The organism is Vitiosangium sp. GDMCC 1.1324 (assembly GCF_003044305.1).
Lineage (GTDB): Bacteria > Myxococcota > Myxococcia > Myxococcales > Myxococcaceae > Archangium.
The window spans coordinates 305982-329051 of the sequence record NZ_PZOX01000003.1 but is presented as its reverse complement, the minus strand read 5'-3'; the positions used below and the strand labels follow the sequence as shown (position 1 = coordinate 329051).

Below are 23070 nucleotides of genomic sequence, written 5' to 3'. Positions count from 1 at the left end.
GAATTTTCCGCGCGAGTCTAGGGGACTCACGAGGAGGGGTAAACTTCGCGACCACGGTTTCCGCCCGCCCGTTACCTCCGCGAGAGAGCGGCCTTCACGGCGGCCTCCAGCTCCGGGACGCTCCGGCCGTAGCGCTGCTGGAGGGCCTCCTCGAAGGCGGTGCCCCGGCCCACCTCTCGGATGAGCTCGAGCAGCCGGGCGGGCCCTCCCTCCTGCAGCAGCTCCCGGACGGCCAAGGCCGAGGTGCCATAGGCCAGGGCGGGGTCCCGCTGCTGGATGAGGGACTGGCCGGCCATGTCGGAGAGGCGCGGGAGCTGGCCGGCCTGGGCGGCGCCGCGCAGCCGGTTGCCGAGCGCGTAGGGCGGCTTGTCACTGCCCAGGTAGCGCCACTCGACGTACTCGGCAAGGCCTTCGTTGAGCCAGATGGGGACGGGCTGGCCGCCCTGGTCGGCCCGGACGAGGTCATCCACCACGGCGTGCACGTACTCGTGGACGAGGGTGGCCCGGGTCTGCTGGGTGAGCTCGGCGGCGTCGTTGATGCGGATGGCGCCATCCGAGTACAGCCCGGCCACGGCCCGCGCGAGGGCGGCGCCCTGGTGGGTGCGGAACTCCTCGCGGGTATAGAGGATGACGTCCACGGGCGTCTCGCGCGCCTCGCCGAGCACCTGGCGGGTGTGAACATGGGCCTCGTCGAGCGCGGAGACGATGCGGCCCTCGTAGTCGGCGCGCTGGCCGAAGTCGCGCTCGTTGTTGAAGTACTTCACCACGAAGCGGCTGTTGGCGCGGGTGCGCATGCCGTCCCCAGCGACGCCGGACTCGTAGGTGAGGCCGGAGGAGGCGGTCTGGACGGAGCCCGTGTCGTCGCTCTCTCCCGAGAAGCGCCGCTCGATGGCGCGGGCCTGGGCGAGGGCTGCGGACTCCTCGGCGGACTCGCTGCGGGCCTTCTGGATGAGCACGCGGGCCTTGGCGGCCTCGGGCGAGCGCGGGGGGACCTTCTCGAGCGCGGCGAGGGCCCCCTGGGGATCCTTGTCCTCCAGGAGGAGCCGCCCGAGCTCCAGGCCGAAGTGGCCCTCCTTGGGGAAGCGCTCGAGCCCCTTGCGCAGGGCGTCCTCGGCGGAGCCATGCTGGTCGGTGGCGAGTGCGGTGCGGGCGAGGCAGCGCAGGCCCGGAGCGGTCTCGTCGAAGAGCACGGCCCGCTCGCCGAGCGAGAACGCCATGACGGCGTCGGAGCCGGCGAGGGCCTCACAGCCCTTGAGGAGCGAGGCGGCGATGGTGCGGCGTTGGGGCTCGGGGTAGCCCTTGGGGTCCACGGTGGACCAGGCCAGGTAGAGGTCGTCCCACGAGCGCTGGGCGGCGAGCTTCCGGGCCTCTTCGGGCGTGGGCGGATTGGCGGAGAGCAGGGCGGCGAGGATCAGGGCACGCATGCGCGCAGTATGGCCGAGCCGATGCGTCCGGGCGAAGAGGTGTCCTCGGGAGGTGCCCTCGGAGGTGGTGTCGCGAAGGTGTCCGGAGAGGTAGAGTCCGGTCCCCCTCACCGCGAGCCCTCCCATGACCGCTCCTGCGCTTCCCTCACCGCCGGACGTACCGGCGCCTCTGGACACTCCCTGGCGCGGGCCCGGGTACGGCGCACGCCTGCGCGAGGCGCTGCTGCCCCGGCGCCTCCCCTTCGCCTGTCTGGCGCTGATGGCCGCCAACCTCGCCGTCTTCGGCCTCGAGGAGCTGTGGGGCGGCTCGACGTTCTTCGTCACCCTGAAGCGGATGGGGGCGGCCTCTGGCCCGTCCTCGCTCGGCGCCGAGGCGTGGAGGTTGCTGAGCGCGGGCTACCTGCACCTGGGCGGGAGGCACCTGCTGCTCAACATGGCCTCGCTGGTGTTGGGCGGCATGTACCTGGAGGGCATGCTCGGCCCGAGCCGCCTGCTGCTGCTCTACACCCTGTCCATTCTGGGCTCCAACGCTGCGCTGGCGGGCCTCTACCCGAACACGCTCATGGTGGGGGCCTCGGGCGGCATCTTCGGGCTGGTGGGCGCGGTGCTGGTGCTCGCGTGCCACCCCCGCACGCCGCTTCCCCTCCGGCGGAGGATCGCGCCCCTGGTGTGTGCGAGCGCCATCGCGGGCTTCACCGTCTACTCCGCGTGCGAGTGCGGCCAGGGCTCTTCGAACACCGCGCACCTGGTGGGGGCCGCTCTGGGGATGGGGCTCGCGCTGACGGGCGTGCTGCTCTGGAGGCTGCCGTGGCCGGGATTCCGCGAGTGGAGGTCCGTTCGCGTGAGCGCGAGTGCCGCGGCCTGGGTGACCGTGGCCTGCCTGGGCTTTGGCATCGGGACGGAGCGCCCCTGGGAGGTGCGCGAGGCGGAGGCACAGCCCATGGTGCGAGTGGAGCTGCCCGGCACGGCCGTCTCCCTCGCCGTGCCCGCGGGAGCCGCGGCGCGCGCCGAGGTCGAAGATGTGTCGGAGGACGGCTCGTTCGCGCACGTCGTTTACGGGGATGTGCTGACGGATCCGCTCGCGATGGACGTCACCGTCGAGCGGTTGGAGGAGGCGGTGCCCGAGGAGCGGATGGAGGAGGAGACCGAGGCGCTGAGCGACAAGCTCTACGGCGAGGCACTGGAGCCGACGGAGGAGGGCGTGCGCATGGAGGTGATGCCGAGGGTGGGCACGGTGGGAGGGCGGCCGGCGGTGGAATCGTCGAGGAGCCTGGGCGCTCTGTTCTGGGGCGCTCGGTGGGTGTTCTACCGGGGCCGCTGGCTCATCACCGTTGAGGTGGTGAGGTTGGCCTCGGGACTGCCGGCGTCGTGGAACTGGCGGATGCTGGAGGTGGCCCGGAGCGTGGTGGTGCACGAGGAGGGGGAGCCGCCCTGGGACTCGTGTACCGCGTGGAACGAGGGGCGGACGGGGATGTGTCCTCGTGGACCGTGGTGACGGCGGCCGTGCCTACCAGCGGTCGTCGGTGAAGAGGCAGTCGATGAGCCGGGCTGTGCCGAGGCGGGCGTGGCGGCAATGGACGTCGGGGACCAGGGTGAAGAGCGTGTCGTAGGGGAGGGGCCGCGTGTCCAACTCCGAGCGCACCAATGCCTCCACCTTGTCCGCGTAGGGCTTCGTCTCCGGGATGTCCTCGTAGAAGAGCGAGGGAGCTTCCCACTGAGCCCCGATCTTCCGGCGGAACGAACTGTAGCGCACGTACACCGGAGCCAGGATGCTGACGAGGACCACGACGGCTCGGGCTTCCCGCTCTCCTTCTTTGGGTTGTCGCACCTCGGGCAGGTACACGCGGACGCGCCAGCAGTTGTCATCGGAGAAGAGGACGCTCCAGTCCTCCACCGAGCAATCGGGCAGTGCCTCCGTGAGCTTGGACATCATGCGCTCCCAGGGCCCCGAGTTCTTCAAGGCCTCCTGTCGGGCTCGAATCAGGCGCTGGTACTGCTCCGACTCAGAGTACCCCTCATCGAACTCCATGAGGTTGGCCGGGTAGTACTGGTGGACCAGCTCCGAGAGACGTTGCGTAGACAGGTTGTCGGTCATCGAAATCAATCCCTTCACGGAGCAAGGCCTGGAGGCTCTACTCTCCGTTCTCCGTGACGACGTCCAATCACAAACGTGGTAATTTTGTTATTTTACAGGGTCTTACGAGCGCCACCCCTGCTCAGGCGGGCTCACGTCGTCGACATGTCAGCCCGTCATGTTCCCCTCCCAACGTTACGCCATTACCGGGAGGAGCATGTTGGACGTGAAAGAGCGTGGAAGCAGGACGAGGAGTACCTTGGGGCTGGTGGGTTTTCTCCTGGTGCTCGTGGCGGCCCTCAGCGCACAGGCGGAGCCGCCCTCCTCCAAGCTCCCTGGCCGCAAGCCGGACTCCAAGGAGCCCTGGGGCGCTTTTCTCGGCAAGGCCGCACATGAGGCCATTGGCCTGGAGTACCGCGTGCAACATCCCTCCAACGTGGTCTTCCTCAACACCATCAGCCTCTACGACATTGTGAAGGATGGTAAGTTGGGGGATCCCAAGCGTCTTTCGGAGCTCGTGAGGCTCTTGCGCCCGGACATTACCGATACCAACGCCCTCGTCCTGTTCGAACTCAAGCCGGACGATGAGGAATCGCGCAGGGAAGGGAGACAACAGGCAGGGCGGTACTTGGCGGCGCTCAATGAGGTTGTCAAGCCTGACAAGAAGCTCACGGGAGGCACCGGCTTCGAGGGGTCGCTCTTCCTCGAATTCGAGAAAGGGGGAGCACTCTGGCAGTTGTCCTGGCGCACGCCAGAGCCCGGAGTGACTCTGTACCGCTGGAGCTACCGGCGCAAGAAGCCCGATGCTTCCTGGAAGGAGCGGGTGGCCCAGAAGGAAGAGGAGTTGCCCGGGGAAAAAATAGAACAGCGTGGTGCGTTGGCCGAGCAGGCGATCCGGGGCGCCTATGAAGGGGGCGAACGGCCCAAGGGCTTTGAGGGACAAGTCTACCTGCCTGTGGACTGCCGCTGAGCGGGAGGGAGGCGTCTGCTGTCCTCGGAGCGCGCGAAGTGCCTGGCGCTTGAGGAGCGTCTGACCGCTGTGGTAGGGCGGAAAGCCATGACCACGGAACAGTCCCCGGTGCTCGAGTTTCCAGCGTGGCTCTACGGCACTACCGCCGCCATCCGCGGCAAGGCGAGAGCCGAGGGACGCTGGTGGGCCCGGGAGTATCTCAAGACCAGTGCGTTTCCCCAGCCCCGGCAGATGCGCCAGGTTGCGCCCGGCGAGGTGCTGGTGATGCACTCGGGGGCTGATTTCGACTTGGGCCGCACACGTTGGTGGATACACATGTTCGGCGGCATCTTCATGGACTTGGATGAAGGGGTCCCGGAGACAGCGCACCAGCGCATGAGGGAGGCCTTCGAGTCCTTTTGCCTGAGCACTCCGTGGGGCGCCCTCCATTATACCGTGTCTCCGTCCCCGCCGCGGAGCGCGGAGCGCATGGCGAACCGGCTCGCCTCGGTGCTCCGTTTCTGGGACATACTCCAGGGCCCTCGTTACGCGTTCTGGCCCGGTAAGAAGTACACGCTGGAAGAACTCATGGACGATATCTACGGCAAAACCCTGGAGGCATGGTGCCCCGGAGGCTCTGCCTCGGTCCGCGAGCACCTGGCCCTGACGGTGGAGCGCATGGCTCGCGCTACCCGAGAGGACTGTCTGGAGGCTGTGCTCCGGGTGATGCCTGTCGTGGTGGAGGCGAACACCGATCTCAAACACCGCGAGGTGCTCAGTGACCCGGACTTCCTGCGCGAGCGCCTCTGCGCGCTTCCCCCGGAGGACTTCGAGGATATTTCCAGCGCCGACAGATACGCGGCGAACGGGCAGTTGTACGCCTGGGACAGGCAGTTGGGGCGGCATTAGCATCCTTTTTCCAGTGCTGGCCACTTCGGCGCCAGTCGCCCGGGGCGATAGACGGGGCAGGAGGGCAGCCCCTCTCACGGCAGGGTAAGGCCCTGTAAAGCAATAACACCGTCGTGTTGGGCAAGCCCGTGGGTTGCCTTCTGCGCCATACAGCCCATGCGCAGGGTTCAGCTCGACAGGGTGCTGCCGCCGCTCTGTAGACCCATGTCGTGCCTCACTCCGCGAACGTCACCCCGGAGAGCGTGGCCGTCCGGGTCCCGCTCTTGTCCCAGAGCTTCAGGATGTATGGGCCAGGATGTGCGAGCCCGGGTCGTTCCACCTCCACTAGCACGTTAAGCGAGTCATTCGGAGCGATGGGTTCCGGTGGCCACACCTGGAGGTCCCACTGCCCGCCCTGGCCCACCAGTTGGGCGCTCGTGGGGCTCCAGGGCCGGGTGCCTCGATTCCAGAGCCTCAGCTCCACTGCCAGCCGTGTCACCGGAGTCTCCTTCTCTCCGCCCGTGGCGCGGTAGCTCACCACTTCATAAACGGTGAAGGCTTCTCCGGGGCGGAGGGTGACGTCCTTGGTGATGCGCTTGGCGCGGATGCCCTTGTCGTTCATCTGCTTCGAGGCGAGCAGCCCGGTGAGGCCTCGGGGCACGCCATGCTCCGCGCGCTCCCGTGCCAGCTGCGTCTGGCACTGCTGCACTCGCTCTTCCGCCTCCTCGGCCTGCTGCCGGTACGAGTCGCAAGGGCGCAGGGAGCGGTAAACCTCCACCTGAGGCTCGGCCCGGGGGGACACCACCAGCGTGAAGTCCAGACTCGTGGGCGGCCCCCCATCCGCGAAGCGCACCGTCAGCCTCAACCCCTTGCCCAGCGGCAGTTCGTCCGACAGCAGCAGGGTGAGCATGAGCCCGTCCTTCGACAACGAGATCTGCCGGAAATGCTCACGCTCCTCCACCACCACGTCGCTCTCACTCTGGACGGGCGTGTTGAAGATGAACGTGAGGACGCGATTCGAACTGATGGGCACCTCACGTGATTCTCCTGCGGTATCCGCCGTCACCGTGAAGAGGGGCGCCCCCGTCATGCCCCAGGGCGTGGTGGCGGGCTGTGAGAGTGCCGGAGCGCTCGAGTGGAGGAGCAGCAGCAGGACGGCGGTGGGGGACTGGGCGGGCATGGGAACGAGACCTCCGGAGTGGAGAGGTTAGCAGGAACCTCCCACGTTGAGCTGGCCATTCTTCCGCTCCTGCGCTGCTCGGTGCCCTACTCGAAGCGCTTCACCGCTTGGAGCCTCACCGAGGAAAAGATGATCGCGGCGTCCTGCCGGCTGCCAGGCTCCATCCACACGCCGCGCTCGCCGTCCGTCGCACTGTCATAGAGGTCGAAGCAGACGGAGTACGTCAGCCCATCGGGAGTGCGGGCCTGGGTGAAGCGTCCGTAGACCCGCCCCTCTCCGAGGAGGAGCTGCCCGAAGAACCGGGTGTGGGCTGGAAACTTCCCCCACGGCTGGCCCATGGTGAGCGTGGCGGCCTGGCCCGGGTGCACGGTGATGCGTTGACTGATGACGTACTCACCGTCGATGACAAAAACGACACCCGTACGGGCCCCGATGCCCAGCCCTCCCACCTGCTTCATGGTCTCCGCGGATCCGGCGGGGCACTCCGCGGGCGGAGGCATGCGCGTGGTGGGGGTGGTGACGATGGGGCGCACCTGGGGCTCGGGGCTGGCGCACGCGAGTTGGCCGGCGACCCAGACCAGGACGCAGGTCCTGCTCACGCCGTCGAGCATCGTGCTCTGCTGTTTCTGCTGTCGAGGGGGGGGCTGCTGTGGAGTCTTCACGCGCGTGCCGTCCTTCCGGGGCGTCGCACTGGCGACGGGCGCGGGGGTGGTGTCCCGTGAGGGCGCCGCGCCTCCGCCAACTTCCGGCGGCTTGCTCTCGGACGCCACTTCCTGGCCGGGTTTTGTGACCTCCAGCATGGTGGGAGCGGAGAACACCTCGGAAGTAGTGGATGGCTCCTCGGGAGCGGGAATGGCGGGGGAACGCAGCAGGACGATCAGGCCTACGAGGCCCAGCGCCAACGCGGCACCGACCCAGGCCACTGTGCGCCAGGGCCTGCCCCGGGTCCGTGGGGGTTCGGCCGTGGCGCTCGTGTCCGCCGCGTTCCCGCGCTCTCCAGGCGGCGGGGCCTCGGGAGGACCCGGGATCGTGGATGCTTCCGCGAGGGGGTAGGGCCTGCCTCGCCGGGGGTGCAGCCGCGCGTAGAGCTTCAGCCGCCGCGCCTTGTCCAGCCAGTCCCCCAGGTCGAGTCCCTCCTCCTGGGGAGTGGTGGCCTCTTCGGGGCCCCACGCCTCGCACAGCGGTACGTCCCACGTGCCGTCCGCCTCCGCCAGCACCGCCTCCAGCTCCGCGCACACCGCCCGCGCGTCCGGGAAGCGCGCCTGGAGTGACTTCTCCAGCATGCGCAGGCACAGCTCGCTCAGCGCCCGGGGCACGCGCGGGTTGCGCACGTGGGGCGGCTCGGGCTCATGCTTCAGGATGATGTCCGCCAGGGCTCCCTCGTCCTCCCTCGGGTCCGCGGTGTCGAAGGGATGGCTGCCCGTGAGCAGCCAGTAGAGGAGGACGCCCAGCGCCCAGAGGTCATCCGAGGTCCGCGCCGGGGAATGATCGCCCGCGCGCTCGCGCCGGAAGCGCAGGGCCTCGGGGCTGCGGTAGTGGCGTGTGCCCGGCAGCGCCATGGGGTTGGTGATTTCCGGCGCGCCCACGTACGTGCCCACGCCGAAGTCCACCAGCACCGGCATCCCATCCTTCTTTCGCACCAGGACGTTGGCGCCCTTGATGTCGCGGTGCACGACTCCGGCCGCATGCACGTCCACCAGTTGCCGCGCCATCTCCCGCACCATGCGCGCCGCGTCCCGCGCCGTGACGTTCTTCTCCCGGGCCCAGTCGTACAGGGGGCGCCCGCGCACGTACGGCATGACGAGGTAGACGAAGCGGGGCCGGGTGGGTGGACACACACCGCAGCCCAGCATCTCCAGCGAGCCCACGCGCCGCAGGCGCAGCCGTATCTCCAGCTCGCGCCAGGCCCAGTCGTTCGACGCCAGGAAGAAGAACTTGATGGCGTACAGCCGGCCGCCGCGCCGGGCCCGGTACACGCTGCCCTGGCCCCCTTCTCCCAGCCGCGCTTCCAACCGGTAGCCGTCCACCCGGAGGCCAGGCGCCGGGGACCACGCCTCCTCCCACTCCTCCATGCCCCGCCAGGGCCGCCAAGGCCTCCACGCTTGCCACCCTTGCTCCGCCGGAACCTGCCCCTCCACGGATTCGCTCATGCGCGCTACCTCCGGAGTGGGTCAGTGTAACATGACCCCTGACCACTGGTCGGCGCGTTCGCGGGCCCAGGCGCTCATTTCGAGCCAACTGGGGGCCGATTTTCGAGCAGATGGGCTGCGTGTTGCCTCGAACGATGAAGGGGTTGCCTGGCTGTAAGCGGGTCAGAAGCGGATGGGGCGTGCCGTTCGCGTCCCTGGTTCGTGGGCGTTCGGCGGTGCCACCGAGAGTCAAGGTAGGTTGTCAGGCTCGTTGGTGAAGAGTGCGTGGAACAGCGTCGTCTCGGGAGGTTCCACCCATTCCACGAAGAGTGGGACGGGCGTCTGGGCGATCTCGCGCGGGACCTTGCTGTAGCCGTACGTCGCTTCGATCTTCCTGCCGATGATCTCGGCCGGACGCCGCAGCTCAGGCGGGAACGGCTCGAGGAGGACCCGGGGGTGGAGTTCCTCCATGCCGACGACGTCATATTCCACGGCATAGACGATGTAGACGGGGGCGATGATGCTGGCACATCCGACGAGTATCCAGGGGCGGGGGAGCACTCGGCCGTCTTCTGTCCTCTCGTCCGGATAGACCTGGCAGCGAAAGCAGGCGTCGGGTGTCGCGGTGGCGTCTCCCATTTTGAGTTTGAGGCCGGGGAGCTCTTGCCGGAGTTCGTGCTTGATCTCCCGCTTCATCGCGCGCCATCGGTCAAACTCCTTGAGCGCTTGCGCCCACCGCCCCTGGAGCCTGTGGTGCTCGGGGTTACTGCCTAGCCCGTAGTCCTTGTCCGGGCGCCAGTATTGGCGCGCGATGGCGATCAACTCTTCTGTCGTGGGGGACATGCTCCGGGTCCTGGCATTTTCGACCTTGGACCGATTGTTCGCGAAACGTGAGCCTGTGGGGCACGGCGTCAGTGCGCATCCGTCCGGAGGAGGACAAGAGCCCACTCGGCGTCCATGAGCTTGCTCGGCGTAGGCCTCGTCGAAGTTGGCGCCGAGCAGCGCCTCCCTTCCCGGTGTCGGGCTCTCGGTGTTCCGAGACGCTCGAGGGCCTCAAACCTCCACGCCTCGCCCCCGCAACGACCAGCACCCGAGGGCATCTGTTGGCCGTGGTGGCCCTCTGCCTGGGGGCCAGGGGCTTAGGCCTGGGCGCTTTCTGGCGGGCGTGAGCGGTCCCAGGCCTGCGCTCGACTTGCGCGGCCGAGGGTCATAAAAGGCGGCGCTTCTTCGAGGTGCCCGGAAGTTCCCGGGAGACATTCATGAGCCAGGTCAGACCCGTTGATGAGGCGGGTATCCCCACCGACTCCGTCCCCGCCCGGGACGTCTCCGGCATCGGGGATGCCCCCACCCTGCCGACGTCCTCTCCCTCGCGTCTGGAGCAAGCCCCTCCCGGCTTCCTGCTGCCCGAGGTGGACCCCGCGCGCTACGCCATCGAGGGGGAGCTCGCGCACGGCGGCATCGGCCGCATCCTGCGCGCCCGGGACTTGCGGCTCGGCCGCCCCGTGGCCCTCAAGCAGATGCTCTCCCCCTCTCCGGAGGCCGAGTCCCGCTTCGTGACCGAGGCGTTCGTCACCGCGCGTCTGCAGCACCCCTCCATCGTGTCGGTGTACGAGGCGGGTCGCTGGCCGGATGGCGAGCTCTTCTTCGCGATGAAGCTCGTCTCCGGACGCTCGCTGGCGGACGTCATCTCCGAGCACAAGACGTTGGAGGAGCGGCTGGCCCTGTTGCCCCACGTGTTGGCGGTGGCCGAGGCCATCGCCTACGCGCACTCCGAGCGCATCATCCACCGCGACCTCAAGCCGGCCAACATCCTGGTGGGAGGGTTCGGCGAGACGGTGGTCATCGATTGGGGCCTGGCCAAGGATCTCTCGCGCGCGGAGAACGCCGCGTCCACGGGTGCACGCGTCTCCGTGGGCACCGTCCTGGACGGCGACATGACCCGGGTGGGCACGGTGATGGGGACGCCCGCGTACATGCCTCCGGAGCAGGCCGCGGGCCAGGCCGTGGACGAGCGCGCCGACGTCTATGCCCTGGGGGCCATCCTCTATCATCTGCTCGCGGGCACCCGTCCCTATGAGGGGACCACCTCGGATCAGGTGCTGGCGCGGGTGATGAACGGCCCCCCGCCGCCCCTGGCCAGCCTCCGGGACGGCATTCCGAGGGATCTGCTGGCCATCGTGACCAAGGCGATGGCGCGCCATCCCGCCGAGCGCTACGCCACCGCGCGCGAGATGGCGGAGGATCTGCGGCGCTTCCAGACGGGACAGATCGTCGGAGCCTACGAGTACTCGTGGATGGAACTGCTGCGCCGCTTCGTGCGGCGCTATCGGGCGACCGTGACGGTGTCTGCGGTGGCTCTGCTGCTGCTCGCCGTCCTGGGTGCGGAGAGCTTCCACCAGGTCCGGCTCGAGCGGGATGAGGCCCAGAAGGCCTGGCGGCAGGAGCAGTCCGAGCGGGATGAGGCCCAGGATGCTCGGCGGCAGGCGCAGGCCCAGTCCGATGAGCTCCTGCTGGCCAAGGCGCGGGACTCCGTGGACGAGGCGCCCAACGAGGCCCTCGATTCGTTGCGGCATCTCTCGCATGACTTCGCGAAGTGGTCGGTGGCGCGGACGATCGCGGCGGATGCCCAGGCCGTGGGGTTTGCCCGGGTGCTGCGCGGCCACACGCAGCACGTCAACGACATCGCGTTCACGGCCGACGGCAGGTATCTCGTCTCCGCCAGCGACGATCGCACGCTTCGGGTCTGGGATCCCGAACTGGGCAGGGAGCACCTGCTCCTGCGCGGTCACTCCGACGAGGTGTGGCGGATCCGGATGCTCCCGAATGGCCAGGGCTTCATCTCCAGCGACAAGGATGGTGTCCTGCGCCAGTGGAACCCCGACGCTGGGGACGGCAAGGTCGAGGTCAAGACCTTCCCGGCCCTGCCGGGTCCCGTGTCGGCGCTGACCGTGGGCTGTCAGGGCAGGTGCCTGCTCGCCGCGAGTCAGACGGATGACGTGCTTCACCGCTGGGACCTGGCCACGGGCGAGCTCCGCACGTTCCACACGGGCGTCCAGGGCATCGAGGAGCTGTTGGCCTCACCGCACGGCTCCTGGGTGTTCGTGCGAGGCCACCGCAATGCCGCCTCGGCCCTGGGAGACGTGGAGACGGGTTCCTTCCAGGTGTTGGAGCAGGTCCAGCCCACCGTGGGGGGCTTCTCCGAGGATGGCCGTCTCTTCACGGTGGACACGAGGGGGGAGCTGCACATCTGGCGGCCTGGAACCCGCCAGGGGCAACTGCTCGCACGCAACCTCGGCATCGGTACGTCGCTCGCCTTCGTCCCGGGTACTCCCTGGGTGGCGATTGGTACTCAGGAGGGGGTGATCCGGCTGCGCAACTCCGCCACGGGCCAGGCTCGGGATCTCCACCATCACGAAGGGCTCATCAACAGCCTGGATGTCACCTCGGATGGCCGCTACCTCGCCTCGGCCAGCGCCGACCGGACCGCGATCCTCTGGGAGCTCGCGACCGGAGAGCCCCGCGTGCTCCGCGGACCCCGGCAACAAGCCCACCTCGTCCTGTTCTCGCCGGATGACCGGCTGTTGGCCGTCGCCAGCTACACCGGGCAGGTGCGCGTGTTCTCCATGGAGACGAAGCTCCACCACGTGCTCCTGTCGGGCGCCTCCCCCCAGGCCTCGCTGGTGCTCTCCTCCGACGGACGGCGCCTGGCCTCGCTGTCCGAGCAGGGCGTTCTGCGGCTTCTCGATGCCTCCTCGGGGGAGACCCTCCTGGAGGCACCCGGCTTCGCTCCGGGCGCGCTGGGCTTCTCCCAGGATGGCCAGTGGCTGGCAGCGGGTGGATTGGATGGACGGCTCCACCTGTTCGCCTCCGCCACCGGAAGCGCGCGGCTCCTCCCGCCAGGACATGAGGCCCGCATCACGGCGCTCGCCTTCTCCGGGGAGGGTCAGCGTCTCGCCACGGCGGACGAGACCGGGGAGGTGCGGCTGTGGGAGCCCGCTTCGGGCACGGGACAGCGTCTCGGAGCACACGGCGCGAAGGTGTGGCAGCTCGCGTTCTCACCCAACGGTGGGCGCCTCGCCTCCGCGGGCGAGGACAAGGAGGTGCGGCTGTGGAACGTGACCACGGGCGAGTTCCGGAGCCTGAGCGGTCACCAGGACGCCGTACGCGCCGTGGCCTTCTCCCCGAAGGGCGATCTCCTCGTCACGGGCGGAATGGACCAGCTCGTGAGCTTCTGGGATGTGGAAAGTGGTCAGCTCCGTCACCAGGGCACGAGCGGTGGAGGTGTGCTGGAACTGCGCTACTCGCCGCTGGGCGATGTGGTGGCCAGCCGCAACCAGAAGGATGGCCGCGTGATGCTCTGGGACGGGCGGACGGGAGAGCCGCGCTCCTGGCCCCGAGGTCACCAGGGCGATGTCCTGGACCTCGCCTTCTCGCCGGACGGAACGCGCCTGGCCTCGGCGAGTCTCGACAAGACCGTGCTGCTGTGGGACCTGGCCACCGGGGAGAGCCGCGCGCTGCGAGGTCACACCGGGCAGGTGGAGGCGGTGGCCTTCTTTCCGGACGGAAGGACGCTCGTCTCCACCGGCGAGGACGGCAGCATCCGGCTCTGGCCGGACGACCTGCCCCTGGAGCCGGAGGCCCTGCGCGCCTGGCTGAAGTCCTTCACGAGCGACGAGCCGCCGCCGAGCACCTGGCATTGAGGCGGGGTGGAGTGGCCGCGGGCCTCACGTCTCTTCCGCGACCTGCCAGCCCTTCTGTCCCAGGCTGCCCATCAGCTCCTCGATGTGGCCGCGGCCGCGCGTCTCCAGCGTCACCTCCACCGCCACCTCGCCCAGGCCCGCCTTCGAGAAGGCGCGGTTGTGGTAGATCTCCACCACGTTGGCGCCCTGCTGGGCGATCTCCGCCGTGAGCCGCGCGAGCATCCCCGGCCGATCCGGCATCTTCACGATCAGCCGCACCAGGCGCCCGTCCTTCACCAGGCCGCGCTCGATGATGCGGCTGACCAGGTTCACGTCGATGTTGCCCCCGGAGATGAGCATCACCACCTTGCGCCCGCGCGCTGAGGGAATCTTCCCGTTGATGAGCGCCGCCAGTCCCACCGCGCCCGCGCCCTCCACCACCGTCTTCTCCCGCTCCAGCAGCAGCAGGATGGCGTTGGCGATCTCCTCCTCGTCCACCGTGACGATGTCGTCCACGTAGCGGCGGATCATCTCGAAGGTCTCGTCGCCCGGGCGCTTCACCGCGATGCCGTCCGCGATGGTGGTTCCGGCGGGCAGCTCCACCACCTTCCCCGCGTCCACCGACGCCTTCATGCTCGCGATGACCCCGGCCTGCACGCCGATAATTTTGATGCGCGGGTTGGTCTCCTTGAGCGCGCATGCCACGCCGGAGATGAGCCCGCCTCCGCCAATGGGCACCACCACCATGTCCATGTACGGGCACTGCTCGAGCAGCTCCAGCCCGATGGTGCCCTGGCCCGCGATGACGAGCGGATCATTGAACGGGTGGACGAAGACGCGGTTCTCCCGATCCTGGATGCGCAGCGCCTCGGCGTAGGCCTCGTCGAAGTTGGCGCCGTGCAGCACCACCTTGGCGCCGTAGGAGCGCGTGCGCGCCGCCTTGATGAGTGGGGTGCGCTCCGGCATGACGATGGTCGCGTTCACGCCCTGGCGGCCCGCGTGGTAGGCCAGCCCCTGCGCGTGGTTGCCCGCCGAGGCGGCGATGACACCGCGGGCCCGATCGTCCGGCGTGAGCGTGAGCAGCTTGTTGAGCGCCCCTCGCTCCTTGAAGGCGCCTGTGCGCTGGAGGTTCTCCAGCTTGCAGTACAGCGCCGTGCAGTCCGTGATGTCCTTGAACTGCTCCGACCGGGGACAGGCCGAGCGGTAGACGGCTTCACTGATGCGCTGCTGGGCCTCTTCGATCTGCTGGAGCGTGACCATGAGCTTGTGTCGCGCCTGATAACCGAAGCTCCGCCCGGGCGAAAGGGGAGGGGACTCCGGGCTGTCGGCTGCCCGCTCGGCCGTCAGATACCTCGCAACACCGTGGCTTTACCCACACGCCCGATGGCCAGGATGAATGCCGCGGTGCGCAACGTCACCTTGCGCGAGCGCGCCAGCTGGGCCACCCGGTCGTAGGCCTCCTTCATCGTCTTCTCCAACTCGGCGTTCACCCGGTCCTCTTCCCAGGTGAGGTGCTGGAGATTCTGCACCCACTCGTAGTAGCTGACCGTCACACCGCCCGCGTTGGCGAGGATGTCCGGCACCACCAGCACGCCGCGCTTCTCGAAAATCTCGTCCGCCTCGGGGTCCGTGGGACCGTTGGCGCCCTCGATGATGAGCCGGGCGCGCACCGCGTTGGCGTTGTTGCGATTCAAAGCATGGCCGAGCGCGGCGGGAATGAGCACGTCGCAGTCGGAGGCGAGCACGTCGTCGCTCTTGCAGGCCTGGCCGCCGCCGAAGCCGGTGACGGTGCCGGTGCGCTTCACGTGCTCGAAGAGGCCGGGGACGTCGAGGCCCTGCGGGTTGAACACGCCGCCGTACACGTCCGACACGGCCACCACCACGCCGCCGTCCTGCCACAGCAGCTGCGCGGTGTGGCTGCCCACGTTGCCGAAGCCCTGGATGGCGAAGCGCGTGCCCTTCATGGGCATGCCCACGTCCCGGAGGATCTCGCGGGTGATGTAGAGCAGGCCGCGCCCCGTGGCCGAGTCACGGCCTCGCGAGCCGTACAGCTCCGGAGGCTTGCCGGTGACGACGGCCGGCGAGTGCCCGTGGTAGCGCGAGTACTGGTCCATGTACCACGCCATCACCTGGGGGTTGGTGTTGACGTCGGGGGCGGCGATGTCGCGGGTGGGGCCGATGACGTCCTGAATCTGGTCCACGTACTTGCGGGTGAGCCGCTCCATCTCTTTGAGGGAGAGCTGGGTGGGGTCCACCGCGATGCCGCCCTTGGCGCCACCGTAGGGCAGGTTCACCACGGCCGTCTTCCACGTCATCAGCGAGGCGAGTGCCACGCACTCCTCCTGGGTGATGGAGGGGTGGTAGCGCAGGCCGCCCTTCATGGGGCCGCGGCTGTTGTCGTGCTGGATGCGGTAGCCGTGGAAGGTGCGGATCTCCCCGTTGTCGAGCTCGATGGAGACCTGGACCTTGACCTCGCGGAGGGGCGTGGCGAGCAGCGTTTCGATGCGCTCGCCCACGTCCATGATGCGCGCGGCCTTGCGGAAGTAGTGGTGAATCCCTTCGAAGGCTTGCATGGCCGGGGTGCTCTCCTGGGTCGGCTCCGGCGCGGGGGACCGGCGACGGCGCGAGACCTTAACAGAAGAGGTGCGCTAGCATGGGTTGGCGATGCGCTCCAGTTCCCCGTCAGCCCAGGATGCGAGCGGGCACCTGCAGGGGCTCGCCCGGCGCATCCGTGCCCTGCGCGAGCGGCGGGGCCTGAAGCAGGAGGACTTCGCCGAGCGGTGTGGCATCTCCGTGAGCTTCGCGTCCCTGCTGGAGCGGGGGGAGCGCAGCCCCAGCTACGAGACGCTGGTGCAGGTGGCGGCGGCGCTGGGGGTGCCCCTGGCGGAGCTCTTCCGGGTGGAGGAGGACGAGGCGGCGGGGGCGCACCGGCTGGTGGACTTCGCGCGAGTGCGCCAGCTGACGCGGGCGGAGGTGGACCGGCTGCTGGCGGTGGCGGAGGCCATGTTCGGCGTCGAGCGCACGTCCGGAGAGATGCCGGCCGAGGAGGCCCCCCGCTGCAAGGAGCCGGGCTGCGAGAAGCCGGTGCTGGCGAGGGAGCTGTGCGTTGCGCACTACCACCGGGCTCGCCGGGCGAAGATGCCTTCCACGCCCTCCGGAAGCGGGCAGGAGTGAGCTACCCGTCCCAGATGACTTCCACCCGGCTGCGCACCTCGCGGCGGCCCTCGGCGAAGCCGGGCAGGGTGCGCAGGGGCTCGAGCGCGGGGCAATGGTCGGTCCACTCCAGGTCGATCAGCGCCGAGTGGGCCGCACCCAGGAAGTAGTCCAGCGCCTTCTGGGGGTGCCCGGTGAGGCAGAGCTGCTCGGTGGCGAGCTGGCGCATCAGCGAGGCGAACCGGGGGCTGAGCGGGCGGCCCAGCATGGCGTCCAGGGGGGCGAGTGAGGCGAGTGGATCCACCTCGCCGAGCACGGCGGCGGCGTAGCGCAGGCCGGTGAGCGCCGCGCCGGGTGACTCGTCCTCCAGGGCGTGCTTGCACCGCCGGACCCCCTCCAGGTCTCCCATCCAGGCGGCGACGCGCAGGCGGAGCATCAGGCTCGGGATGCGGTAGGAGGTGAACGCGGCGAGCCTCTCGCTGGCCTGGAGGTAGTCCTCCATCCGTCCGTGCAGGGCGCTGCACCGGGCGATCTCGAACAGGCACAGGCCCATCCGCGAGTCGAGGTCGAAGGCCCGGCGCAGGAGCACGAGCCCCTCGTCGGCGCGTCCGGCCTCGCACTGGAGGCTGCCGAGGAACAGCATGGCCACCGGGAAGGTGTGGGCCGCCTCGAGCGAGGTCCGGGCGCGGAGCACGGCTTCGCGCCAGTCTCCCTCCTGCGCGGCGAGCATCCCCCGGGCCAGGTGCGTCTCGGGGAGCTGGGGGGCCCGCTGCTCGAGGCGCTCGGCGCTGGCGCGGGCCACCTCTCCCCAGTCGCGCTGCGTGCTCGAGCCGCCCACGAACCAGGCCCGCATGCTCAAGAGGGCATGGAGCGCCTGCGCGGGCATGAAGTCCGGCGCGAGCTCGATGGACCGCTCCAGCCAGCCGATCGCGACGTCCGGAGCGAAGCCCGGGGTGTAGCCCTGGACGAAGCCCTGGCGGAACAGCGTGAGGGCCTCCGGTGGGGCGATGTCGCGCTCGGAGGCGACCCACAGCTCGACGCGCAGCGCCTCGGCGATGCGCGGGCCCAGCCTGTCCTGCTGCTCGAAGGCATCCGCGGAGGAGTCCTCGAAGCGGTCGCTCCACAGCTGGGTGCCATGGGCCGTCTCCACCAGGCGGATGGAGACGCGGACCGTGGGGCCCACGCTCTGCACCGTGCCGTCGACGAGGAAGCCCACGCCCAATTCGCGGCCCACGGCGCGGGGCTCGCGCTCGTTGCGGAAGCGCGTGGTGGCCGCGCTGCAGGGCACGCGCAGGCCCCGGGTGCGTGACAGCACGTCGATGAGCGCATCCGTGAGCGCGTCGCCGAGGAACGCGCGCTCCTGGGGACCCTGGAAGCGCAGCGGGAGGATGGCCACGCCCGCCTCGCCGGTGGTGAGGCGCTGGGAGATGGTGAACACCTCCCGCGGGGGTGGGGGCGTGGGCAGCGCTGGCAGCGACACGAGCGTGGGAGCCAGCTCGCCGACGCTCTCCAGCCACGTGTGCAGCGAGCGGGCGAAATGAGCGGCGCTCGCGGGGCGGTGCTCGGGGTAGCGGGCGAGGCAGTGCAGCACCAGCTCGGCGAGCGCGTCGGGCACGGCCGTTTTCGCTCGGGGATCCGGCGGAGGCTGGTGCAGGCGGGCGAAGGCCACGGCCATGGGCGAGTCGCCGGAGAAGGGCAGTGCCGCGGTGAGCATCTCGTAGAGCATCAGCCCCACGGCGTAGAGGTCGGCGCGGGTGTCCACCTCGCCGCTGGAGAGCTGCTCCGGCGCCATGTACATGGGCGTGCCGGCGGTGCCCAGGGTGCTCCGGGCGGCCTCCTCCGCCAGGGCGCGGGCGATGCCGAAGTCGGTGAGGACGACGCGCCCGCCCTTCTCGACGAGGACGTTGGCGGACTTCAGGTCGCGGTGCACCACGCCGGCCGAGTGGGCGGCGGCCAGGCCCTCGCACACCGCCAGGGCGATGTGGGCGGCGCGCCCGGGCGCCAGCGGCCCCTCGTGGGTGATGAGCGAGCGCAGGTCCACGCCCTCCACGTACTCCATGGTGAGGAAGTGTTGACCTTCGTGCTCTCCGAGGTCGTGCATGCGCGCGACGTGGGGATGGGAGATGCGGCGGGCCAGGCGGACCTCGCGGCGGAAGCGCTCGAGGGCGTTCGCACCGGGGTCCTTCTCCAGGTCCAACGTCTTGAGGGCCACCACGTCGCCGACGAGCACGTCGCGAGCCCGGTACACCCGGCCCATGCCCCCGCGCCCCACGAGCGCCTCGAGGCGATAGCGCCCGGCGAAGAGCTCCGGGGACGGCGTCGGGTGCGGGGTGTCGCTCTCCTCCGGCCGCCCGGGGAGCGTCACCACGGTGGCGTCGTCATCGGGAGGTGGAGCGGAACGGTGGTAGGACACTGCGGGAGGATTCTAGGCCATCCCGCGCGGGGCTGCTCGGGGCGGGGCGGGTACGAGAGCCCGCCCCCCGCGCCGGTCTGCTACCTGCTGCGCCGGGCCCGCTCCAGCTTGAGCGTCTTCTCCCCGTGCTGCTTGCCGTTGAGGGCCTCGAAGGCGGCCACGTCCTCATCGGCGACGAAGACGTACGCGTAGGTAGGCTTGAGCTCCACGCGCTGCACCTTGCCCGCCGGGGCACCGAGCGACTCCAGGGCGCCGGTGAGGGCGGCCTCGTCGGCGACCTCGGAGCGGCCCACGCCCACCCACAGGCGCGCCTGTCCGGGCACCTCGGGGGTGGGTTCCGGGCGCTCGTGGCGCGGCGGACGCTCGCGCAGGCCGCGGGGCTTGTGCTTGTCCACCTTCAGCGTCTTCTCGCCGTGCGGCTTGCCGTCGAGCGCCTCGAAGGCGGCGGACTCCGACTCGGGCACATAGGCGTAGCCATAGTGGGGGCGGAGCAGCGCCTTGTTCACCTTGCCCGCGGGGGCGCCAGCGGCCTCCAGGGCGGCGATGAACTTCGCCTCGTCCAGGCCGTCATCCGTGCCCACGTTGAACTTCAGCTTCACCTCGCCGGGGCCGGCGTCGGGCGAGGGCGGCGGCCGGTTCGGATCGCGCTCGCCGCGCGGCCGGCTCTTCTCCACCTTCAGCGCCTTGTCCTTGTACTGCTTGCCGCTGAGGGCCTCGAAGGCAGCCAGGTCCTCCTGGGCGATGAAGACATAGGCGAAGCCGGGCTTGAGGTCGGCGCGCACCACCTTGTTGGCGGGGGCACCCACCTCCTCCAGGGCGGTGACGATGCTGCCGGGGCCCAGGCCATCCTCGGTGCCCAGGTTGACCCACAGCTTCACCTCGCCGGGGGCGGCCTCCATCGAGGGTCTCTCCCCCCGCTCGCTGCGGCGCCTGTCGCCCCGGTCACCCCGCTCGCGGCGCTCACGCGGCTCGCCGGACGGCTCCGCTCGGCCCTCCCGGCGCTCCTCGCGGCGCGGCCTCTCCCGGTCCCGCTCCCTCTCCCGGGGACGCTCCCGATCGCGCTCCCGGTCCTTGCGGCGGCCCTCGGGCTTGCCCTGCGCCTCGCGCTCGGGACGCTCGGTCTCCTCGGCGGCCTTGGCCTTCTCCATCCGCAGGTGGCTGAAGAAGTACTTCAGCAGGAAGGCGATGAGATCATCCGCGTCCGCACGGCCCTTGAGCTGCGAGGCCAGGGGGAGGAAGCCCTCGAAGACGGCGCCGGAGGCGGCCTCGCGGATTTCCCGCACGTGCCGCTCGGCCCACAGGCGCATGGCCTCCTCGGGGGCGGGCATCTCGCGCTTCTCGAACTTGATGCCGAACTTCTTCTCCAGCGTGGTGTACGTGGCCAGCTCGCGGCCGGAGAAGAGGTTGATGGCGGTGCCCTTGTTGCCGATGCGGCCGGTGCGGCCCACCCGGTGCAGGTACACGGCCGGGTCCTCGGGCAGCGAGTAGTTGATGACGTACTCGAGCCCGGAGATGTCGATGCCGCGCGCGGCGATGTCCGTGGCCACCATGAAGGCCACCTCGCCCCGCTTCACCTTGGCCATCACCCGCTCGCGCTCCTTCTGCGGCAGGTCCCCGTTGAGCAGCTCCGCGTCGAAGCCGTTGCGGTTGAGCACCGCCGTCACCAGCGCCGTGTCATCCCGCGTGTTGCAGAAGATGATGGCGTTGGAGGGCTCCTCCGCCTCCAGCACGTAGATGAGGTTGCGCGGCTTGGGGAAGGCGTCCGACACGTCGTAGCGGATGTGGTGGATGTGCTCGACGGTGAAGACGTCACCGGAGAGCAGCAGCGTCTCCGCGTTGGTGGTGTAGCGGGCGATGAGGTTCTGGATGTCGGTGGGCACCGTGGCGCTGAAGAGCAGCACCTGCCGGTCCTTGGGCAACCGATCGAGGATGCGCGTCACCTCCTCGTAGAAGCCCTGGTTGAGCATCTCGTCCGCCTCGTCCAGCACCGCGTGCGTGCAGCCGTCGAGCTTGAGGTTGCCGCGGTTGATGTGGTCGAACACCCGGCCGGGCGTGCCCACGATGATTTGGGTGCCCTCCTCGAGCGCGTCCTCCTGCTGCTTCATGGACGCGCCGCCGTAGATGGCCGCCACCTTGACGCCCTTGTGCTTGCCCAGGGCGCTGAGCTCCTCGGACACCTGGAGCGCCAGCTCGCGGGTGGGGCAGAGGATGAGCGCGCGCACGCCCTTGTCCTCGGCGGGAATCTTCTCCAGCAGGGGCAGGCCGAAGGCGGCCGTCTTGCCCGTGCCGGTCTTGCTGCGCACGATGAGGTCTCTTCCCTCCATGACGGGCCGGAAGGCCTTCGCCTGGACAGGGGTCGGGTGGGTGTAGCCTCGCTCCGCGATGCCACGCCGCAGGGGCTCGGAGAGGTTCAGATCATCGAAGCTGACGTCCGCGACGTACTCGGCGGGGCGGGACGGGGCTTCGGCAGTGGTTCCCGGCTGCTCCGGGGATTGGATGTCGCTCATCAAGTCAGGGGCATAACCCCTGCATTACTCTCTGGCAACAATCGGCTTACTTTGCATAAGGAACTCCCCATGGCGAATGGGAGGAAGAAGACGGGTGGCACGGCCTCCAAGGCCCGGGCGAAGCGGCCCTCCGCGGCCCCGCCCCCCGAGGATGCGGAGGTGGTGGAGGCCGAGTCCGCCGAGCCGGAGCCGGAGGCGCTCGAGCCCGCCCCCGAGGAACTGGAGGAGGTGGAGGCCGAGGTGGAGGAGGAGCCCCGGCGGCCCGCGGCGGCCCTGGTGCGGGCGGGGGAGACGGGCCTGGCCCGGACCGACCCCCTCCAGGCGTACATGAACGAGGTGCAGCGCCACCCCCTGCTCACCCGGGAGGAGGAGACGGCGCTGGCCAGGCATTACCGGGACACGGGGGACGTGCAGGCGGCCTACCGCCTGGTGGCGGCCAACCTGCGGCTGGTGGTGAAGCTGGCCCACGAGTACCACCGCAACCCGCTGTCCCTGCTGGACCTGGTGCAGGAGGGCAACATCGGGTTGATGCAGGCGGTCAAGAAGTACGACCCCGAGCGGGGAGTGAAACTCAGCTCATACGCCGCGTGGTGGATCCGCGCCTACATCCTCCGTTACATCATGGACAACTGGAAGATGGTGAAGCTGGGGACGACGGAGGCCCAGCGGAAGCTCTTCTTCAAGCTGCGCCAGGAGCAGGACAAGTTGGTGGCGCAGGGCTTCGAGGTGACGCCGAAGATGCTGGCCGAGCGCCTCAACGTCACCGAGCAGGACGTGGTGGAGATGGACCAGCGGCTGGGGCACGACGAGATGTCGCTGGACGCGCCGGTGGGGGGAGACGACTCGTCGGCGACGCGGATGGACCGGTTCCTGCCGTCGTCGGCGGTGGGGGCGGAGGAGCGGCTGGGCAACGAGCAGTTGAAGGCCCTCTTCCGGGAGAAGCTCCAGGAGTTCGCCAAGACGCTGGAGGGCAAGGAGCGCTACATCTTCGAGAGTCGGCTGATCGCGGATGAACCGCTGACGTTGCAGGACATTGGCGACAAGTACGGGGTGAGCCGGGAGCGGGCGAGGCAGATCGAGGCCGCGCTCATCAACCGGATGCGCGAGTACATGCGCGAGCACATCCCGGACTTCGACATGGTGGCGGTGCCCAAGGGCTGAGAGGCGCCCGCGAGGGGTGGGGCGAGGAGCTCACCCCTTGCGGCAGACGTGGAGCAACCACTCGACGTACTGGCTCAACGGGGCGCGCTCGGGCGACAGGTCTTCCGAGATGGGGCGCCACTCGAAACCGAAGAAGCCGCGCTGGGCCTCGCCGTTGTCGCGCATGAAGAGGCGGGAGCGCGAGTCGGGTGGCAGCGGGTTGAGGTGGGAGGGCTGCTCCTTGACCTCCAAGGTGTTGCGCAGCCGCATCCAGCGCGTCTTGAAGGTGGCGTGGGTGGAGTAGAGGTAGACGCGGAGGGTGCCGTTGTTGAGCGCGTCGACTCCGAGGTACTGCCATGGGGCGATGCGGACGGTGCGATAGGGCGTGGCGCCGCCCGGGCGAGCGCCGGGAACGGCACAGGGCTCCAGAACACTCTCCGACCACGTCAGGAACTGCTCACGATCCATGGGACTCCCCCGAGGGCTGTGCAGGCGCGGTGACTCTAAAGGTGATACCCGAAGACGGCGGGATAC

Annotated in this window: 15 protein-coding genes and 1 pseudogene; 6 read left to right on the top strand and 10 right to left on the bottom strand. The window is 69.4% G+C overall.

All coding sequences use genetic code 11. The annotated features are described in order from the left end of the window. Positions 1–71 precede the first annotated feature (71 nt). Positions 72–1550, bottom strand: a complete 1479-nt coding sequence (locus DAT35_RS09870; protein WP_369945338.1) for a hypothetical protein — start codon at positions 1548–1550, stop codon at positions 72–74. Between DAT35_RS09870 and DAT35_RS09865 the strand changes: the two genes are divergently transcribed. Beyond that, a complete protein-coding gene (locus DAT35_RS09865) occupies positions 1549–2919 on the top strand; it encodes a rhomboid family intramembrane serine protease (RefSeq protein ID WP_108066688.1) in 1371 nt (456 codons plus the stop codon). The genes DAT35_RS09870 and DAT35_RS09865 overlap by 2 nt on opposite strands. A gap of 12 nt (positions 2920–2931) precedes the next feature. On the opposite strand, the gene DAT35_RS09860 is transcribed toward DAT35_RS09865, so the two are convergent. Continuing rightward, positions 2932–3519, bottom strand: coding sequence for a hypothetical protein (locus DAT35_RS09860; protein ID WP_108066687.1), 588 nt, complete (start codon positions 3517–3519; stop codon positions 2932–2934). A 196-nt stretch (positions 3520–3715) separates the two neighbouring features. Here DAT35_RS09860 and DAT35_RS09855 point away from each other — a divergent pair, with 196 nt between their 5' ends. After that, complete coding sequence (locus DAT35_RS09855; RefSeq protein ID WP_233261393.1) at positions 3716–4468, top strand: DUF4722 domain-containing protein; 753 nt, start codon at positions 3716–3718, stop codon at positions 4466–4468. 87 nt (positions 4469–4555) lie between these two features. Continuing rightward, positions 4556–5356: a hypothetical protein gene (locus tag DAT35_RS09850; RefSeq protein WP_108066686.1), complete on the top strand. Its 801-nt coding sequence runs from the start codon at positions 4556–4558 to the stop codon at positions 5354–5356. A 214-nt stretch (positions 5357–5570) separates the two neighbouring features. On the opposite strand, the gene DAT35_RS09845 is transcribed toward DAT35_RS09850, so the two are convergent. The 3 genes from DAT35_RS09845 to DAT35_RS09835 form a co-directional block, all read right to left on the bottom strand. Further along, the gene (locus tag DAT35_RS09845; protein WP_108066685.1) at positions 5571–6515 is read right to left on the bottom strand and encodes a DUF2381 family protein; all 945 of its coding nucleotides are present in this window, start codon (positions 6513–6515) and stop codon (positions 5571–5573) included. Between the two features lie 86 nt (positions 6516–6601). After that, complete coding sequence (locus DAT35_RS09840) at positions 6602–8665, bottom strand: serine/threonine-protein kinase (RefSeq protein ID WP_108066684.1); 2064 nt, start codon at positions 8663–8665, stop codon at positions 6602–6604. Between the two features lie 228 nt (positions 8666–8893). Continuing rightward, entirely contained in the window at positions 8894–9487 is a 594-nt protein-coding gene (locus tag DAT35_RS09835; RefSeq protein ID WP_108066683.1) for a hypothetical protein, read from the bottom strand. Between the two features lie 416 nt (positions 9488–9903). Here DAT35_RS09835 and DAT35_RS09830 point away from each other — a divergent pair, with 416 nt between their 5' ends. Next, complete coding sequence (locus DAT35_RS09830) at positions 9904–13344, top strand: WD40 repeat domain-containing serine/threonine protein kinase (RefSeq protein WP_108066682.1); 3441 nt, start codon at positions 9904–9906, stop codon at positions 13342–13344. Positions 13345–13368: 24 nt separating this feature from the next. On the opposite strand, the pseudogene ilvA reads toward DAT35_RS09830, so the two are convergent. Then, positions 13369–14586: pseudogene (ilvA, locus tag DAT35_RS09825) on the bottom strand (threonine ammonia-lyase); the annotation flags it as partial. An 80-nt stretch (positions 14587–14666) separates the two neighbouring features. Continuing rightward, a complete protein-coding gene (locus DAT35_RS09820; RefSeq protein WP_108066680.1) occupies positions 14667–15896 on the bottom strand; it encodes a Glu/Leu/Phe/Val dehydrogenase in 1230 nt (409 codons plus the stop codon). A 91-nt stretch (positions 15897–15987) separates the two neighbouring features. Between DAT35_RS09820 and DAT35_RS09815 the strand changes: the two genes are divergently transcribed. Beyond that, positions 15988–16497, top strand: a complete 510-nt coding sequence (locus DAT35_RS09815) for a helix-turn-helix domain-containing protein (RefSeq protein WP_108066679.1) — start codon at positions 15988–15990, stop codon at positions 16495–16497. Position 16498: 1 nt separating this feature from the next. Here DAT35_RS09815 and DAT35_RS09810 read toward each other — a convergent pair whose 3' ends face one another. Then, positions 16499–18889 carry a protein kinase gene (locus DAT35_RS09810; RefSeq protein WP_108066678.1) on the bottom strand — a complete coding sequence of 797 codons (2391 nt, stop codon included), beginning with the start codon at positions 18887–18889 and terminating at the stop codon, positions 16499–16501. 80 nt (positions 18890–18969) lie between these two features. Next, entirely contained in the window at positions 18970–21396 is a 2427-nt protein-coding gene (locus tag DAT35_RS09805; RefSeq protein ID WP_108066677.1) for a DEAD/DEAH box helicase, read from the bottom strand. A gap of 69 nt (positions 21397–21465) precedes the next feature. Between DAT35_RS09805 and DAT35_RS09800 the strand changes: the two genes are divergently transcribed. Then, positions 21466–22557, top strand: a complete 1092-nt coding sequence (locus DAT35_RS09800; RefSeq protein WP_108066676.1) for an RNA polymerase sigma factor RpoD/SigA — start codon at positions 21466–21468, stop codon at positions 22555–22557. A 30-nt stretch (positions 22558–22587) separates the two neighbouring features. On the opposite strand, the gene DAT35_RS09795 is transcribed toward DAT35_RS09800, so the two are convergent. After that, positions 22588–23004 carry a hypothetical protein gene (locus DAT35_RS09795; protein ID WP_108066675.1) on the bottom strand — a complete coding sequence of 139 codons (417 nt, stop codon included), beginning with the start codon at positions 23002–23004 and terminating at the stop codon, positions 22588–22590. Positions 23005–23070: the final 66 nt, after the last annotated feature.